This is a genomic window from Salmonella sp. NW177 (assembly GCF_051811585.1).
GTDB lineage: Bacteria > Pseudomonadota > Gammaproteobacteria > Enterobacterales > Enterobacteriaceae > Salmonella > Salmonella enterica.
Genome location: NZ_JAMMZV010000016.1, coordinates 11,101 through 26,226 on the forward strand (window position 1 = coordinate 11,101; position 15,126 = coordinate 26,226).

At 50.9% G+C, this 15,126-nt stretch carries 21 protein-coding genes and 1 pseudogene; 16 read left to right on the forward strand and 6 right to left on the reverse strand.

Features of this window, described 5'->3' with window-relative positions; translation table 11 throughout:
• The first annotated feature begins 2 nt into the window (after nucleotides 1-2).
• The 10 genes and pseudogenes from secY to NA986_RS23985 all read left to right on the forward strand — a co-directional run bounded on the left by secY (nucleotide 3) and on the right by NA986_RS23985 (nucleotide 5,722).
• On the forward strand, nucleotides 3-1,334 hold the full coding sequence (secY, locus tag NA986_RS23940; RefSeq protein ID WP_001118864.1) for a preprotein translocase subunit SecY: 1,332 nt from the start codon (nucleotides 3-5) through the stop codon (nucleotides 1,332-1,334).
• A gap of 31 nt (nucleotides 1,335-1,365) precedes the next feature.
• A complete protein-coding gene (gene rpmJ / locus NA986_RS23945; protein WP_000868187.1) occupies nucleotides 1,366-1,482 on the forward strand; it encodes a 50S ribosomal protein L36 in 117 nt (38 codons plus the stop codon).
• Between the two features lie 146 nt (nucleotides 1,483-1,628).
• Nucleotides 1,629-1,985 (forward strand): 30S ribosomal protein S13, encoded by a 357-nt coding sequence (gene rpsM / locus NA986_RS23950; RefSeq protein WP_000090780.1) that lies wholly within the window; start codon nucleotides 1,629-1,631, stop codon nucleotides 1,983-1,985.
• A 16-nt stretch (nucleotides 1,986-2,001) separates the two neighbouring features.
• Nucleotides 2,002-2,391 (forward strand): 30S ribosomal protein S11, encoded by a 390-nt coding sequence (rpsK, locus tag NA986_RS23955; RefSeq protein ID WP_001029758.1) that lies wholly within the window; start codon nucleotides 2,002-2,004, stop codon nucleotides 2,389-2,391.
• A gap of 33 nt (nucleotides 2,392-2,424) precedes the next feature.
• Nucleotides 2,425-3,045, forward strand: coding sequence for a 30S ribosomal protein S4 (gene rpsD, locus NA986_RS23960; RefSeq protein ID WP_000135226.1), 621 nt, complete (start codon nucleotides 2,425-2,427; stop codon nucleotides 3,043-3,045).
• Between the two features lie 25 nt (nucleotides 3,046-3,070).
• A complete protein-coding gene (locus tag NA986_RS23965; RefSeq protein ID WP_001162094.1) occupies nucleotides 3,071-4,060 on the forward strand; it encodes a DNA-directed RNA polymerase subunit alpha in 990 nt (329 codons plus the stop codon).
• Between the two features lie 40 nt (nucleotides 4,061-4,100).
• The gene (gene rplQ, locus NA986_RS23970) at nucleotides 4,101-4,484 is read left to right on the forward strand and encodes a 50S ribosomal protein L17 (RefSeq protein WP_001216370.1); all 384 of its coding nucleotides are present in this window, start codon (nucleotides 4,101-4,103) and stop codon (nucleotides 4,482-4,484) included.
• A gap of 107 nt (nucleotides 4,485-4,591) precedes the next feature.
• Nucleotides 4,592-4,960: a DUF1992 domain-containing protein gene (locus tag NA986_RS23975; protein ID WP_000266515.1), complete on the forward strand. Its 369-nt coding sequence runs from the start codon at nucleotides 4,592-4,594 to the stop codon at nucleotides 4,958-4,960.
• Between the two features lie 10 nt (nucleotides 4,961-4,970).
• On the forward strand, nucleotides 4,971-5,396 hold the full coding sequence (gene zntR, locus NA986_RS23980; protein WP_000285588.1) for a Zn(2+)-responsive transcriptional regulator: 426 nt from the start codon (nucleotides 4,971-4,973) through the stop codon (nucleotides 5,394-5,396).
• A 57-nt stretch (nucleotides 5,397-5,453) separates the two neighbouring features.
• A pseudogene (locus NA986_RS23985) lies at nucleotides 5,454-5,722 on the forward strand (alternative ribosome-rescue factor A).
• Here the strand turns inward: NA986_RS23985 and mscL are convergent.
• The 5 genes from mscL to def all read right to left on the reverse strand — a co-directional run bounded on the left by mscL (nucleotide 5,658) and on the right by def (nucleotide 10,424).
• On the reverse strand, nucleotides 5,658-6,071 hold the full coding sequence (mscL, locus tag NA986_RS23990) for a large-conductance mechanosensitive channel protein MscL (RefSeq protein WP_000008119.1): 414 nt from the start codon (nucleotides 6,069-6,071) through the stop codon (nucleotides 5,658-5,660). The pseudogene NA986_RS23985 and the gene mscL sit on opposite strands and share 65 nt — an antisense overlap.
• Before the next feature lie 141 nt (nucleotides 6,072-6,212).
• Nucleotides 6,213-7,589: a Trk system potassium transporter TrkA gene (gene trkA / locus NA986_RS23995; protein ID WP_000691374.1), complete on the reverse strand. Its 1,377-nt coding sequence runs from the start codon at nucleotides 7,587-7,589 to the stop codon at nucleotides 6,213-6,215.
• Nucleotides 7,590-7,610: 21 nt separating this feature from the next.
• On the reverse strand, nucleotides 7,611-8,900 hold the full coding sequence (gene rsmB, locus NA986_RS24000) for a 16S rRNA (cytosine(967)-C(5))-methyltransferase RsmB (RefSeq protein WP_023216670.1): 1,290 nt from the start codon (nucleotides 8,898-8,900) through the stop codon (nucleotides 7,611-7,613).
• 51 nt (nucleotides 8,901-8,951) lie between these two features.
• Nucleotides 8,952-9,899, reverse strand: coding sequence for a methionyl-tRNA formyltransferase (gene fmt / locus NA986_RS24005; RefSeq protein ID WP_001285164.1), 948 nt, complete (start codon nucleotides 9,897-9,899; stop codon nucleotides 8,952-8,954).
• Between the two features lie 15 nt (nucleotides 9,900-9,914).
• Entirely contained in the window at nucleotides 9,915-10,424 is a 510-nt protein-coding gene (gene def, locus NA986_RS24010; RefSeq protein ID WP_000114987.1) for a peptide deformylase, read from the reverse strand.
• A gap of 131 nt (nucleotides 10,425-10,555) precedes the next feature.
• Between def and dprA the strand changes: the two genes are divergently transcribed.
• From dprA to NA986_RS24040, 6 genes are read left to right on the forward strand one after another with little or no spacing between them, the layout of a single operon-like run.
• The gene (gene dprA / locus NA986_RS24015) at nucleotides 10,556-11,680 is read left to right on the forward strand and encodes a DNA-protecting protein DprA (protein ID WP_023216669.1); all 1,125 of its coding nucleotides are present in this window, start codon (nucleotides 10,556-10,558) and stop codon (nucleotides 11,678-11,680) included.
• Nucleotides 11,652-12,125 carry a DUF494 family protein Smg gene (gene smg, locus NA986_RS24020; RefSeq protein WP_000460663.1) on the forward strand — a complete coding sequence of 158 codons (474 nt, stop codon included), beginning with the start codon at nucleotides 11,652-11,654 and terminating at the stop codon, nucleotides 12,123-12,125. Before dprA ends, smg begins: the two co-directional genes overlap by 29 nt.
• A gap of 26 nt (nucleotides 12,126-12,151) precedes the next feature.
• Nucleotides 12,152-12,706: a DNA topoisomerase family protein gene (locus NA986_RS24025; RefSeq protein ID WP_001650847.1), complete on the forward strand. Its 555-nt coding sequence runs from the start codon at nucleotides 12,152-12,154 to the stop codon at nucleotides 12,704-12,706.
• Nucleotides 12,699-13,271: an L-threonylcarbamoyladenylate synthase type 1 TsaC gene (gene tsaC, locus NA986_RS24030; protein ID WP_001063613.1), complete on the forward strand. Its 573-nt coding sequence runs from the start codon at nucleotides 12,699-12,701 to the stop codon at nucleotides 13,269-13,271. Before NA986_RS24025 ends, tsaC begins: the two co-directional genes overlap by 8 nt.
• A 4-nt stretch (nucleotides 13,272-13,275) precedes the next feature.
• The gene (gene aroE / locus NA986_RS24035; protein WP_000451205.1) at nucleotides 13,276-14,094 is read left to right on the forward strand and encodes a shikimate dehydrogenase; all 819 of its coding nucleotides are present in this window, start codon (nucleotides 13,276-13,278) and stop codon (nucleotides 14,092-14,094) included.
• On the forward strand, nucleotides 14,091-14,348 hold the full coding sequence (locus NA986_RS24040; RefSeq protein ID WP_001070575.1) for a DUF1488 domain-containing protein: 258 nt from the start codon (nucleotides 14,091-14,093) through the stop codon (nucleotides 14,346-14,348). The genes aroE and NA986_RS24040 overlap by 4 nt, the downstream gene beginning before the upstream one ends.
• Here NA986_RS24040 and NA986_RS24045 read toward each other — a convergent pair.
• The gene (locus NA986_RS24045; RefSeq protein ID WP_001285635.1) at nucleotides 14,324-14,878 is read right to left on the reverse strand and encodes a gamma carbonic anhydrase family protein; all 555 of its coding nucleotides are present in this window, start codon (nucleotides 14,876-14,878) and stop codon (nucleotides 14,324-14,326) included. The genes NA986_RS24040 and NA986_RS24045 overlap by 25 nt on opposite strands.
• Nucleotides 14,879-15,126: the final 248 nt, after the last annotated feature.

Here is a 15,126-nt window from a genome sequence, read left to right on the forward strand (position 1 = left end):
AGATGGCTAAACAACCGGGATTAGATTTTCAAAGTGCCAAAGGTGGCTTAGGTGAGCTGAAACGCAGACTGCTGTTTGTTATCGGCGCGCTGATTGTGTTCCGTATTGGCTCTTTTATTCCGATCCCTGGTATTGATGCCGCTGTACTTGCCAAACTGCTTGAGCAACAGCGAGGCACCATCATTGAAATGTTTAACATGTTCTCTGGTGGTGCTCTCAGCCGTGCTTCTATCTTTGCCCTGGGGATCATGCCGTATATTTCGGCGTCGATCATTATCCAGCTGTTGACGGTGGTTCATCCAACGCTGGCAGAAATTAAGAAAGAAGGGGAGTCTGGTCGTCGTAAGATCAGCCAGTACACCCGTTACGGTACTCTGGTGCTGGCGATATTCCAGTCGATCGGTATTGCTACCGGTTTGCCGAATATGCCTGGTATGCAGGGCCTGGTGATGAATCCAGGCTTTGCATTCTATTTCACCGCTGTTGTAAGTCTGGTTACAGGAACCATGTTCCTGATGTGGCTCGGCGAACAGATTACTGAGCGCGGTATCGGTAACGGTATCTCAATCATCATCTTCGCTGGTATCGTTGCGGGACTCCCGCCAGCCATTGCCCATACTATCGAGCAAGCGCGTCAAGGCGACCTGCACTTCCTCGTGTTGCTGTTGGTTGCAGTATTAGTATTTGCAGTGACGTTCTTTGTAGTATTCGTTGAACGTGGTCAACGCCGTATTGTGGTAAACTACGCCAAACGTCAGCAAGGTCGTCGTGTCTATGCTGCACAGAGCACACATTTACCGCTGAAAGTGAATATGGCGGGGGTAATCCCGGCAATCTTCGCTTCCAGTATTATTCTGTTCCCGGCGACCATCGCGTCATGGTTCGGGGGCGGTACTGGTTGGAACTGGCTGACAACAATTTCGCTGTATTTGCAGCCTGGGCAACCGCTTTATGTGTTACTCTATGCGTCTGCAATCATCTTCTTCTGTTTCTTCTACACGGCGTTGGTTTTCAACCCGCGTGAAACAGCAGATAACCTGAAGAAGTCCGGTGCATTTGTACCAGGAATTCGTCCGGGAGAGCAAACGGCGAAGTATATCGATAAAGTAATGACCCGCCTGACCCTGGTTGGTGCGCTGTATATTACCTTTATCTGCCTGATCCCGGAGTTCATGCGTGATGCAATGAAAGTGCCGTTCTACTTCGGTGGGACCTCACTGCTTATCGTTGTTGTCGTGATTATGGACTTTATGGCTCAAGTGCAAACTCTGATGATGTCCAGTCAGTATGAGTCTGCATTGAAGAAGGCGAACCTGAAAGGCTACGGCCGTTAATTGGTCGCCTGAGAAGTTACGGAGAGTAAAAATGAAAGTTCGTGCTTCCGTCAAGAAATTATGCCGTAACTGCAAAATCGTTAAGCGTGATGGTGTCATCCGTGTGATTTGCAGTGCCGAGCCGAAGCATAAACAGCGCCAAGGCTGATTTTTTCGCATATTTTTCTTGCAAAGTTGGGTTGAGCTGGCTAGATTAGCCAGCCAATCTTTTGTATGTCTGTACGTTTCCATTTGAGTATCCTGAAAACGGGCTTTTCAGCATGGTACGTACATATTAAATAGTAGGAGTGCATAGTGGCCCGTATAGCAGGCATTAACATTCCTGATCAGAAACACGCCGTGATCGCGTTAACTTCGATCTACGGTGTCGGCAAGACCCGTTCTAAAGCCATCCTGGCTGCAGCGGGTATCGCTGAAAATGTTAAGATCAGTGAGCTGTCTGAAGAACAAATCGACACGCTGCGTGACGAAGTTGCCAAATTTGTCGTTGAAGGTGATCTGCGCCGTGAAATCAGCATGAGCATCAAGCGCCTGATGGATCTTGGTTGCTATCGCGGTTTGCGTCATCGTCGTGGTCTCCCGGTTCGCGGTCAGCGTACCAAGACCAACGCTCGTACCCGTAAGGGTCCGCGCAAACCGATCAAGAAATAATCGGGGTGATTGAATAATGGCAAAGGCACCAGTTCGCGCACGTAAACGTGTAAGAAAACAAGTCTCTGACGGCGTGGCTCATATCCATGCTTCTTTCAACAACACCATCGTGACTATTACCGATCGTCAGGGTAATGCGCTGGGTTGGGCAACAGCCGGTGGTTCCGGTTTCCGTGGTTCTCGCAAATCCACTCCGTTTGCAGCTCAGGTTGCAGCAGAGCGTTGCGCTGACGCCGTGAAAGAATACGGTATCAAGAATCTGGAAGTTATGGTTAAAGGTCCGGGTCCAGGCCGCGAATCTACTATTCGTGCTCTGAACGCCGCTGGTTTCCGCATCACTAATATTACTGATGTGACTCCGATCCCTCATAACGGTTGTCGTCCGCCGAAAAAACGTCGCGTATAACGCTTCGTTTTCCAGGTTAGTTGGAGAAAGAAAATGGCAAGATATTTGGGTCCTAAGCTCAAGCTGAGCCGTCGTGAGGGCACCGACTTATTCCTTAAGTCTGGCGTTCGCGCGATCGATACCAAGTGTAAAATTGAACAAGCTCCTGGCCAGCACGGTGCGCGTAAACCGCGTCTGTCTGACTATGGTGTGCAGTTGCGTGAAAAGCAAAAAGTTCGCCGCATTTACGGTGTGCTGGAGCGTCAGTTCCGTAACTACTACAAAGAAGCAGCACGTCTGAAAGGCAACACCGGTGAAAACCTGTTGGCTCTGCTGGAAGGTCGTCTGGACAACGTTGTATACCGTATGGGCTTCGGCGCCACTCGTGCAGAAGCACGTCAGCTGGTTAGCCATAAAGCAATTATGGTAAACGGTCGTGTTGTTAACATCGCTTCTTATCAGGTTAGTCCGAATGACGTTGTTAGCATTCGTGAGAAAGCGAAGAAGCAGTCTCGCGTGAAAGCCGCTCTGGAGCTGGCTGAGCAGCGTGAAAAGCCAACCTGGCTGGAAGTTGATGCTGGCAAGATGGAAGGTACGTACAAGCGTAAGCCTGAGCGTTCTGATCTGTCTGCGGACATTAACGAACACCTGATCGTCGAGCTTTACTCCAAGTAAAGCTTAGTACCAAAGAGAGGACACAATGCAGGGTTCTGTGACAGAGTTTCTAAAACCGCGCCTGGTAGATATCGAGCAAGTGAGTTCGACGCACGCCAAGGTGACCCTTGAGCCTTTAGAGCGTGGCTTCGGCCATACTCTGGGTAACGCACTGCGCCGTATTCTGCTCTCATCGATGCCGGGTTGCGCGGTGACCGAGGTTGAGATTGATGGTGTACTACATGAGTACAGCACCAAAGAAGGCGTTCAGGAAGACATCCTGGAAATCCTGCTCAACCTGAAAGGGCTGGCGGTGAGAGTTCAGGGTAAAGATGAAGTTATTCTTACCTTGAATAAATCTGGCATTGGCCCTGTGACTGCAGCCGATATCACCCATGATGGGGATGTCGAAATCGTCAAGCCGCAGCACGTGATCTGCCACCTGACCGATGAAAACGCGTCTATTAGTATGCGTATCAAAGTTCAGCGCGGTCGTGGTTATGTGCCGGCTTCTACCCGAATTCATTCGGAAGAAGATGAGCGCCCAATCGGCCGTCTGCTGGTCGACGCCTGCTACAGCCCTGTAGAGCGTATTGCCTACAATGTTGAAGCAGCGCGTGTAGAACAGCGTACCGACCTGGACAAGCTGGTCATCGAAATGGAAACCAACGGCACAATCGATCCTGAAGAGGCGATTCGTCGTGCGGCAACCATCCTGGCTGAACAACTGGAAGCTTTCGTTGATTTACGTGATGTACGTCAACCGGAAGTGAAAGAAGAGAAACCAGAATTCGATCCGATCCTGCTGCGCCCTGTTGACGATCTGGAATTGACTGTCCGCTCTGCTAACTGCCTCAAGGCAGAAGCTATCCACTATATCGGTGATCTGGTACAGCGTACCGAGGTTGAGCTTCTTAAGACGCCTAACCTGGGTAAAAAATCTCTTACCGAGATTAAAGACGTGCTGGCTTCCCGTGGACTGTCTCTGGGTATGCGCCTGGAAAACTGGCCACCGGCAAGCATCGCTGACGAGTAACCGGATCACAGGTTAAGGTTTTACTGAGAAGGATAAGGTCATGCGCCATCGTAAGAGTGGTCGTCAACTGAACCGCAACAGCAGCCATCGCCAGGCTATGTTCCGCAACATGGCAGGTTCACTGGTTCGTCATGAAATCATCAAGACGACCCTGCCTAAAGCGAAAGAGCTGCGTCGCGTAGTTGAGCCGCTGATTACTCTTGCCAAGACTGATAGCGTTGCTAATCGTCGTCTGGCATTCGCCCGTACTCGTGATAACGAGATCGTGGCAAAACTGTTTAACGAGCTGGGCCCGCGTTTCGCGAGCCGCGCCGGTGGTTACACTCGCATTCTGAAGTGTGGCTTCCGTGCAGGCGACAACGCGCCGATGGCATACATCGAGCTGGTTGATCGTTCAGAGAAAACAGAAGCTGCTGCAGAGTAATCTGTAGTAACGTAAAAAAACCCGCTTCGGCGGGTTTTTTTATATCCTCCTGAACCCCACATATCTACAATAATTGTATTCTTTTCGTTCAATCCCTGGAGCGACGTATGTGGTTACTTGACCAGTGGGCAGAGCGTCATATTATCGAGGCACAGCGTAAAGGCGAGTTTGATAATCTGCCTGGCCGCGGCGAGCCGCTTATTCTGGATGATGATTCTCATGTGCCGGCGGAACTTCGTGCGGGTTATCGCTTACTCAAGAATGCGGGCTGTCTTCCCCCTGAACTGGAGCAGCGCAGAGACGCTATTCAGTTACTTGATATCCTCAACAGTATCCGGGAAGATGACCCTCGATACCATCAGGTTAGTCGCCAGCTCTCCCTGCTTGAACTAAAACTTCGGCAGGCTGGGTTGAGTACCGACTTTTTACACGGTGAGTATGCAGAAAAACTGCTGCATAAAATCAACGATAATTAACGGAGTTTGTATGTATCGCATTGGTGAGCTGGCAAAGCTGGCAGACGTAACGCCTGATACCATTCGCTACTATGAAAAACAGCAGATGATGGATCATGAGGTACGTACTGAAGGCGGGTTTCGTCTGTATACCGAAAACGATCTGCAGCGTCTCAAGTTTATTCGTTATGCGCGGCAGTTGGGTTTCACGCTTGAGTCGATCCGCGAACTTTTATCGATCAGAATTGATCCTGAGCACCATACCTGTCAGGAGTCAAAAAGTATTGTGCAAGAACGATTGCAGGAGGTTGAAGCCAGGATTGCGGAACTGCAAACGATGCAGCGTTCGTTACAAAGGCTTAATGATGCTTGTTGTGGAACGGCCCACAGTAGCGTCTATTGTTCCATTCTGGAAGCCCTGGAGCAGGGGGCCAGTGGGGCGAAATCAGGATGTTGATTTATTGAACCGGCGGGGCTACACTCGCGCCGTTAATTTATACAATCGGGAGACATTATGAGTCGTTATCAACATAAGAAAGGGCAGATAAAGGACAATGCCATTGAGGCATTACTGCACGATCCCCTTTTCAGGCAACGCGTTGAAAAAATAAGAAAGGCAAAGGAAGTTATCTGCGTAAAGGTAAACACGGTAATCGAGGGAACTGGGAGGCCAGTGGCAAGAAAGTAAGTGACTTTTTTACCACTGGCCTTCTGCTTATTAAGAACGGTTATTTTGTTCTTTCAGCAGATCGCGGATTTCGCCCAATAACACTTCCTCTTTAGAAGGCGCTGGCGGAGCTGCCGGCTCTTCTGCTTTTTTACGGTTGAGTCTGTTGATAAGCTTAATGGCAACAAAGATAGCAAAGGCCACAATCACAAAATCAAATACGTTCTGGATAAACACGCCGTAATGCATGACGACCGCCGGAATATCTCCCTGCGCTTCGCGTAACGTAAAAGCAAATTGTTTAAAGTCGATCCCGCCGATTAACAATCCCAACGGCGGCATAATGATATCGGCAACCAGTGAAGAAACAATCTTACCGAATGCCGCGCCAATAATGACACCCACTGCCAAATCCACAACATTCCCGCGCATCGCGAATTCGCGAAATTCTTTAATAAAACTCATTTTTATTCTCCCTATGCAGCTGACGTTATAAGTTTAACAAATGCTAAGGCATTTTCCATTTACGGCTTCTGTTTAGCGAAATAAATTAAACCTTGATAAATAAAGGGAATTAAAAAGGGCGCTGAATGAGCGCCCCTTAAATTAGAGGAAGAAAGGACTTGGCTGGAACAGACGTTCGACGTCGGTAATAAACTTTTTATCGGTCAAAAACATAATGACGTGATCGCCTTGTTCAATGCGCAAATTGTCATTAGCAATCATGACATCATTTCCACGCACCACCGCGCCAATAATGGTGCCTGGCGGCAGTTTAATTTCGTCAATGACGCGGCCAACCACGCGGGAAGTGCTTTCATCGCCGTGCGCGACGGCTTCGATGGCTTCGGCAACCCCGCGACGTAGTGAGGAAACGCCGACGATATCCGCTTTACGCACATGGCTCAGTAATGCAGAGATGGTGGCCTGCTGCGGAGAAATCGCAATATCTATAACGCTACCCTGCACAAGATCGACATAAGCGCGGCGCTGAATCAGCACCATCACTTTTTTGGCGCCCATCCGCTTGGCCAACATCGCGGACATGATATTGGCTTCATCATCGTTAGTGACCGCGATAAAGAGATCGACCTGATCAATATGCTCCTCCGCCAGCAATTCCTGATCGGAAGCGTCGCCAAAAAAGACGATCGTGTTTTGCAGTTTCTCAGCCAATTCTGCGGCGCGTTGTTGATCGCGTTCGATCAATTTAACGCTATAGTCTTTTTCCAGACGCCTTGCTAGCCCGGCGCCGATATTGCCGCCGCCCACCAGCATGATGCGCTTGTAGGGTTTTTCCAGACGCTGTAATTCGCTCATTACTGCACGGATATGCTGTGAAGCCGCAATAAAGAAGACTTCATCCCCTGCTTCCACGATAGTTGAGCCCTGAGGACGGATTGGTCTGTCATGGCGGAAAATTGCGGCAACGCGAGTATCGATATGCGGCATATGCTCTCGCATTGTCGAGAGCGCGTTACCTATTAGTGGACCGCCATAGTAGGCTTTTACTACTGCCAGACTGACTTTCCCTTCAGCAAAGTTTACAACCTGTAATGCTCCCGGATACTCGATCAGACGATAAATATTATCGATAACCAACTGCTCCGGCGCGATCAGATGATCAATCGGAACCGCTTCAGAATGAAAGAGTTTATCCGCATCGCGAACATAGTCCGGGGATCGAATGCGGGCGATACGGTTTGGAGTGTTGAAGAGTGAATAGGCTACCTGGCAGGCAACCATATTAGTTTCATCTGAACTGGTGACAGCGACCAGCATATCCGCATCGTCAGCGCCCGCTTCGCGCAACACGCGGGGATGCGAACCATGCCCCTGAACTACGCGTAGATCGAACTTATCTTGCAAACTGCGTAACCGTTCGCCGTTGGTATCAACCACCGTGATGTCGTTGTTTTCGCCGACCAGGTTTTCCGCCAGTGTTCCGCCAACTTGCCCTGCGCCCAGTATGATAATTTTCATCAGTCGTGGCCCGTTATCTCATCACTTCTTGATTAGCTTAGCGTAAAAGAACCCATCACCTTCTTCGCCGCCCGGCAGATTTTGCTGTCCTGGCTGATCAGGTGTTCCCGTTTCGCTGAGCGCGGCATCGGGAGTGCGTTGCAAAAAGGTTTTGATCTGATCGCGGTTTTCTTCCGGCAGTACGGAACAGGTGGCGTAAACCAGCGTCCCGCCAGGCTTCAGGCGCGGCCAGACGGCATCAAGAATTTCCGCCTGTAATTGCGCCAGTTCCGCGATATCGCGATCGCGACGCAGCCATTTGATATCTGGATGACGGCGAATGACGCCGGTTGCGGAGCAGGGCGCATCCAGCAGAATACGGTCAAACTGCTGCTCGCCGCACCATTGGGCGGGATAACGTCCATCCCCTTGTTTAACTGTCGCTTTCATCCCAAGACGCTTTAGGTTGTCGTAAACGCGGGAGAGTCGTTGTTCATCAATATCAACCGCCAACACGTCTGCTTCGGGGGCCACTTCGAGAATATGCGTGGTTTTACCGCCGGGCGCGGCGCACAAGTCTAAAATGTGCTCACCGTTCTGAGGAGCGAGAAAAACCGCACATCCCTGCGCAGAGGCATCCTGGACAGTTACCCAACCCTCAGCAAAACCGGGTAAAGCATGTACCGGAGCTGGCGTTTCCAGACGTACAGCGTCGGGATAATCGGGATGGGGATACCCCTTCATGCCTGCGTCTTCAAGTAAGCCAAGCCAACCGTCGCGGGTGTGGTGTGTACGATTTACACGTAGCCACATCGGTGGACGCTGGTTATTCGCTTCAATAATGCGTTGCCACTGTGTGGGGTAAGCATTTTGCAAACGCTTTACCAGCCAACCTGGATGTAAAAAGCGCGCATCGCTGGTCGCAAACTCATTAAGCAACGTTTCCTGCTGGCGCTGAAACTGGCGCAGGACGCCGTTAATTAACCCTTTCAACTGCGGACGTTTGATGGAGACCGCGCCTTCAACGGTTTCAGCCAGCGCCGCATGGGGAGGAACGCGGGTGTACAGCAACTGATAAAAGCCGACCATAATTAAGTAATGCACTGTACGCTGCTTGCCGGTCATTGGACGAGACATCAGCTTATTGATCAGCCATTCCAGCTGTGAAAGAGTTCGCAGGACGCCAAAGCACAGCTCCTGAAGTAGCGCTTTGTCTTTATCGGCGACTTTTTGTTGCAGCGGCGGGAGCACATTACTTAATGATTGTCCCTGTTCGACGACCTGTTCAACGGCCTGTGCTGCCAGACTACGTAAATTGTTTTGTTTTTTCATATGTATAAAATAAAAATGCCCGGTAACACCGGGCGTATAAAGACGTGACCGTCAGGCAAGACGGTTACCAGGAATAAACCATTCCTTGCGTGAATTTAACAGATCCTGGGCGCTCATCGCTTTTTTGCCGGCAGGCTGAAGCGAAAGCAAATTTAATATCCCCTTGCCTGTTGCAACCTGAATGCCCTGTTTCGTCGCGGCCAGAATGGTTCCCGGCAGCGACTGCGTGGCGTCCTCAATGACGGACGCCTGCCAGACTTTTACCGGCTGGCCGTCGATTTCCAGCCAGCTCATTGGCCACGGATTAAAGGCGCGAATGCAACGCTCCAGCTGTGCTGCGGAGAGAGACCAGTCGATACGCGCTTCTTCTTTACTGAGCTTTTCCGCATGAGTGACCAGCGCTTCATTCTGCGCTTCAGGCGTCGCTGTGCCGTCCGCCAGTTGTTTTAGTGTGGTAATTAACCCCTGCGGGCCAAGTTCAGCCAACTTATTATACAGTGAGCCACTGGTATCTTCTGCGGTAATCGGGCACGCAAGTTTATACAGCATGTCGCCGGTATCCAGCCCTACATCCATCTGCATAATTGTGACGCCGGTTTCCGCATCGCCTGCCCAGAGTGAGCGCTGAATAGGCGCCGCGCCGCGCCAGCGTGGAAGCAGCGAACCGTGAACGTTGATACATCCGAGACGGGGCATATCCAGCACTGCCTTTGGGAGAATCAGACCATATGCTACGACAACCATGACGTCGGCATGTAAGTCAGCAACCAGATGCTGGTTTTCCTGAGGACGAAGCGACACGGGCTGGAAAACGGGCAGGCCTTTTTCTTCCGCCAGCACTTTTACCGGGCTGGGCATCAACTTTTTGCCGCGACCTGCTGGACGATCGGGTTGGGTAAATACGCCGACAACGTTATGTCCAGAAGTTAACAGCGCGTCGAGATGACGCGCTGCAAAGTCAGGTGTACCCGCAAAAATAATACGTAGTGAATCTGACACGTTGGTTCTTGTCCTTTAAGCCCGGGCGTTCAGGCGGTCGAGTTTTTCTACTTTCTGACGAATACGTTGTTGCTTCAGCGGCGACAAATAATCGATAAACAGTTTACCGACCAGGTGATCCATCTCATGCTGAATGCAGATTGCCAGCAAACCATCCGCTTCAAGCTCAAACGGGTTGCCGTCGCGATCCAGCGCGCGGATTTTCACTTTCTCGGCGCGCGGCACTAAAGCGCGCTGTTCCGGAATCGACAGACAGCCTTCTTCTATACCCGTTTCGCCACTTTTCTCCAGCAATTCCGGGTTAATGAGTACCAGGCGCTCGTCGCGGTTTTCCGAAACGTCAATCACGATGATCCGCTGGTGGATATCGACCTGCGTTGCGGCCAGACCGATACCTTCTTCCGCGTACATCGTTTCGAACATATCATCGACGATACGCTGAATTTCTGCATTCACTTCTTCAACCGGCTTTGCGACTTTGCGAAGGCGCTCGTCCGGAATATGTAACACTTGCAAAACTGACATAATTATCCAGAGTTGTGTTCAGGAGTTGAAAAGATTATTACCTCTATTCTAGACAAATCCCCACCTGATTGACAGCATCAGTGACCAATCGCAAAGATTGTTCAGACTGCTTGTGGCAGGGGAGGGAAAGGATGGCCCGTACCGAAATTTGGTTACGTTTAATGTACGTCGGCGACCTTTATGGCGAGGCGATGTTGAACATGGCGAACTCGCTTATTCGCCAGCCTCAGATAAATCGCACGCACCTTCAGGAGGCTGGTCTTACCGCGCGGCAAGCTGAACGTTTTTTACAGCTTCCAGCAGGTGTGCTTGATGAGACATTACGCTGGCTTGAACTACCGCAGCACCATTTTCTGTGTGCGGATAGTGAGATTTATCCTCCCCAACTGCGTGCTATTAACGATTATCCCGGCGCTATTTTTATTGACGGCGATCCTGCCTGTCTGCATACCTGCCAACTTGCCGTCGTAGGGAGCCGGAGCCACTCCTGGTATGGAGAACGCTGGGGACGTCTGCTTTGCGAAAGCCTTGCGAAAAGCGGTTTGACGATCACCAGCGGCCTTGCCCGGGGAATTGATGGCGTAGCACACAACGCCGCGGTGAGTATGGCGGGAAAAAGTGTAGCGGTGTTAGGGAATGGCTTGGCAAAGATTTATCCTCGCCGACATGCCATGCTGGCTGAAAACTTGATTGCCACCGGCGGCGCAGTGGTCTCAGAATTTCCGCTTTCAACGCCTCCGCTACCGCAACATTTTCCTCGCAGAAACCGTATCATCAGCGGACTGAGCAAAGGCGTGCTGGTAATCGAGGCGGCGTTGCGCAGCGGTTCGTTGGTGACGGCGCGCTGCGCGCTTGAACAGGGGCGGGATGTTTTTGCATTACCAGGTCCTATCGGTAGTCCGGGAAGCGAAGGCACGCACTGGTTAATTAAACAAGGGGCCACGCTTGTGACGACGCCGGAGGATATTCTGGAAAATTTGCAATACGGCTTACACTGGTTGCCAACTACGGCGGAAAATTCACTTTATTCACTAAATCAGGATGAGGCGGCATTGCCATTTCCTGAGCTCCTGGCTAACGTAGGAGATGAGGTAACACCTGTTGACGTCGTCGCTGAACGTGCCGGCCAACCTGTGCCAGCGGTAGTGGCTCAGCTACTCGAACTGGAGTTAGCAGGATGGATCGCAGCTGTACCCGGCGGCTATGTCCGATTAAGGAGGGCAAGCCATGTTCGACGTACTAATGTATTTGTTTGAAACATACATCCATAACGAAGCCGAGCTGCGCGTGGATCAGGACAGACTGGAGCGTGATCTCACCGACGCTGGGTTTGATCGCGAAGACATCTACAATGCGCTGCTGTGGCTGGAAAAACTCGCTGACTATCAGGATGGCCTCGCGGAACCCATGCAACTTGCTTCCGACCCTCTTTCAATGCGCATTTATACGGTTGAAGAGTGTGAAAGGCTTGATGCCAGTTGCCGGGGGTTTCTGTTATTCCTTGAGCAGATTCAGGTGCTAAACCTCGAAACACGAGAAATGGTGATTGAGCGTGTGCTGGCGCTGGATACCGCAGAGTTTGACCTGGAAGACTTGAAATGGGTTATTTTGATGGTGTTATTCAACATTCCGGGCTGTGAAAACGCCTATCAGCAAATGGAAGAATTACTCTTTGAGGTAAATGAAGGTATGCTGCATTGATAGGTGTTAATGCTGCATGAGTGAATATGGCTAAATCAGCACTGTTTTCGGTGCGTAAAAATGAGCCCTGCCCGCAGTGCGGGGCCGAACTGGTAATTCGTTCCGGGAAACATGGTCCGTTTCTCGGCTGTTCTCGCTATCCGGAATGCGATTACGTTCGTCCGCTGAAAAGTCAGGCGGACGGGCATATCGTTAAAATTCTGGAGGGGCAACTGTGTCCTGAGTGTGGCGCCGTACTGGTGCTGCGTCAGGGGCGCTTTGGCATGTTCATCGGATGCAGCCAGTATCCGCAATGTGAACATACAGTGGTTATTGATAAACCGGATGAAACGGCGATTGCCTGTCCAGCCTGCCAGCAAGGACATTTGGTCCAGCGCCGTTCTCGTTACGGTAAAATCTTTCATTCCTGCGATCGCTACCCGGAATGTCAGTTCGTCATTAACTTCACACCGGTTGCGGGGGAATGCCCCGAGTGCCATTATCCGCTACTCATCGAAAAGAAAACCGCGCAGGGCGTGAAGCGCTTTTGCGCCAGTAAACAATGTGGAAAGCCGGTTCCGGTGGAAGAAACAAGTGAATAATAACCTGCCAACAGGATCTATCGCCGCGGCGGTAGATCTCCTGAATAAAGAAAATGTCATCGCTTATCCAACAGAAGCCGTTTTCGGCGTCGGCTGCGATCCCGATAGTGAAACAGCCGTTACGCGCCTGCTGGCGTTAAAACAACGGCCCGTCGATAAGGGACTCATTTTGATTGCCGCCAGCTTTGAGCAGTTAAAACCTTATATTGATGACAGCATACTTACCGCCGCACAGCGTAAAGCGGTATTTGATTGCTGGCCCGGGCCGGTAACGTTTGTTTTTCCTGCGCCCGCGACAACGCCGCGTTGGCTCACGGGACGTTTTGATTCCCTGGCCGTTCGTGTTACCAACCACCCGCTGGTGGTCGCGCTATGCAATGCGTATGGCAAACCGCTGGTTTCCACCAGCGCCAATCTGAGCGGATTACCGCCATGTCGTACCGTTGAAGAGGTACGTGCGCAATTTGGCGATGATTTTCCGGTGGTTGAAGGCGCAACGGGTGGGCGTTTAAATCCTTCAGAAATTCGCGATGCTCTGACGGGCGAACTGTTTCGACAGGGGTAATATGATGGAAACCTATGCTGTTTTTGGAAATCCGATTGCTCACAGCAAATCGCCATTTATTCATCAGCAATTTGCTCAGCAGCTAGATATTGTTCACCCCTATGGTCGCGTGCTGGCCCCTATTAATAATTTCATTAATACGCTTGATGCCTTTTTCGCGGCAGGGGGAAAAGGCGCAAACATCACAGTACCTTTTAAAGAGGAGGCGTTTGCGCGATCGGATGAGTTAACGGAACGAGCATCGCTGGCGGGAGCAGTCAATACATTAAAGCGGCTGGAAGATGGTCGTTTGCTTGGCGACAATACTGACGGTATCGGTTTATTAAGCGATCTCAAACGGTTAAATTTTATCCGCCCAGGATGGCGTATTTTGTTGATTGGCGCGGGCGGCGCATCCCGGGGCGTGCTGTTACCTCTGCTTTCTTTGGATTGCGCGGTCACTATCACTAACCGTACAGCTTCACGTGCCGAAGCGTTGGCGAAAATCTTTGCTCATACCGGCAGCGTTCATGCCACGGATATGGACAAGCTGGATGGTTGTGAGTTTGACCTGATTATTAATGCGACCTCCAGCGGCATACGCGGCGAAATCCCGGCGATACCAGCGTCACTTATTCACCCTTCCCTCTGTTGCTATGACATGTTCTATCAAAAAGGGAATACGCCATTTCTCTCCTGGTGTGTACAACAGGGCGCAAAACGCTACGCAGATGGGCTGGGAATGCTGGTGGGGCAGGCTGCACATGCCGTTTTGCTTTGGCACGGTGTATTACCGCAGGTCGAGCCAGTGATTGAGCTGCTACAGCAGGAATTATTAGCGTGAACCAGGCCATACAATTTCCTGACCGCGAAGAATGGGATACTGCCGCCAGCGCTGTCATCTTTCCCGCCCTGGTTAATGGGATGCAACTCACGTGTGCAATAAAAAAAGATGTACTGGCGTATCGCTTTGGTGGAGAAACAGCGGAGCAATGGCTGGCCATTTTTCGTGAGTATCGCTGGGACCTGGAAGAAGAGGCTGAAGCATTAATCCTGGCCCAGCAGGAAGACGATCACGGTTGGATATGGTTATCCTGAGAAAGATAGTCGTCTTTCCATTTTACATAGTTATTGGCGGAGTACTGCAGGCCCGATCTCTCAGCATCGCTCAGGGGGCGGATCTGTTTTACCGGACTGCCAAGATATAAATAGCCGCTTTCCAGCCGTTTGTGCTGCGGCACCAGGCTTCCCGCACCAATCATTACGTCATCTTCTATTATCGCGCCATCCAGCACAATGGAGCCCATACCGACCAGTACGCGGTTACCGATGGTACAGCCGTGCAGCATAACTTTATGGCCAACGGTAACATCTTCGCCAATGATTAATGGGTTGCCGTGTGGATTGGATGGAGACTTGTGGGTTACGTGAAGAACGCTGCCATCCTGAATGTTCGTACGAGCCCCTATCGCAACGTAATTCACATCGCCGCGAATTACCACAAGCGGCCAGATCCCGACATCATCCGCCAGACGGACATCGCCAATAACCACGCTGCTGGTATCGATCATCACGCGCTGACCGATTTCAGGAAAAAGATCCTTATAAGGACGTAATGTGTCAGACATGTCTACCTCATCATAAATGAATAGTCATGAAGACTTTGGTTGCTTTAACGGCGTTGTGCAAGGGGAGATAGCATCAAAAAATCGCCACTTTGCGCAGGAATGGAGCGAAAGGGATGAAAAATCAACAAACAGAAAAAAAGATCCAAAAAACGCTTGTGCAAAAAAATGGGATCCCTATAATGCGCCTCCATCGACACGGCGGATGTGAATCACTTCACACAAACAGCCGGTCGGTTGAAGAGAAAAAT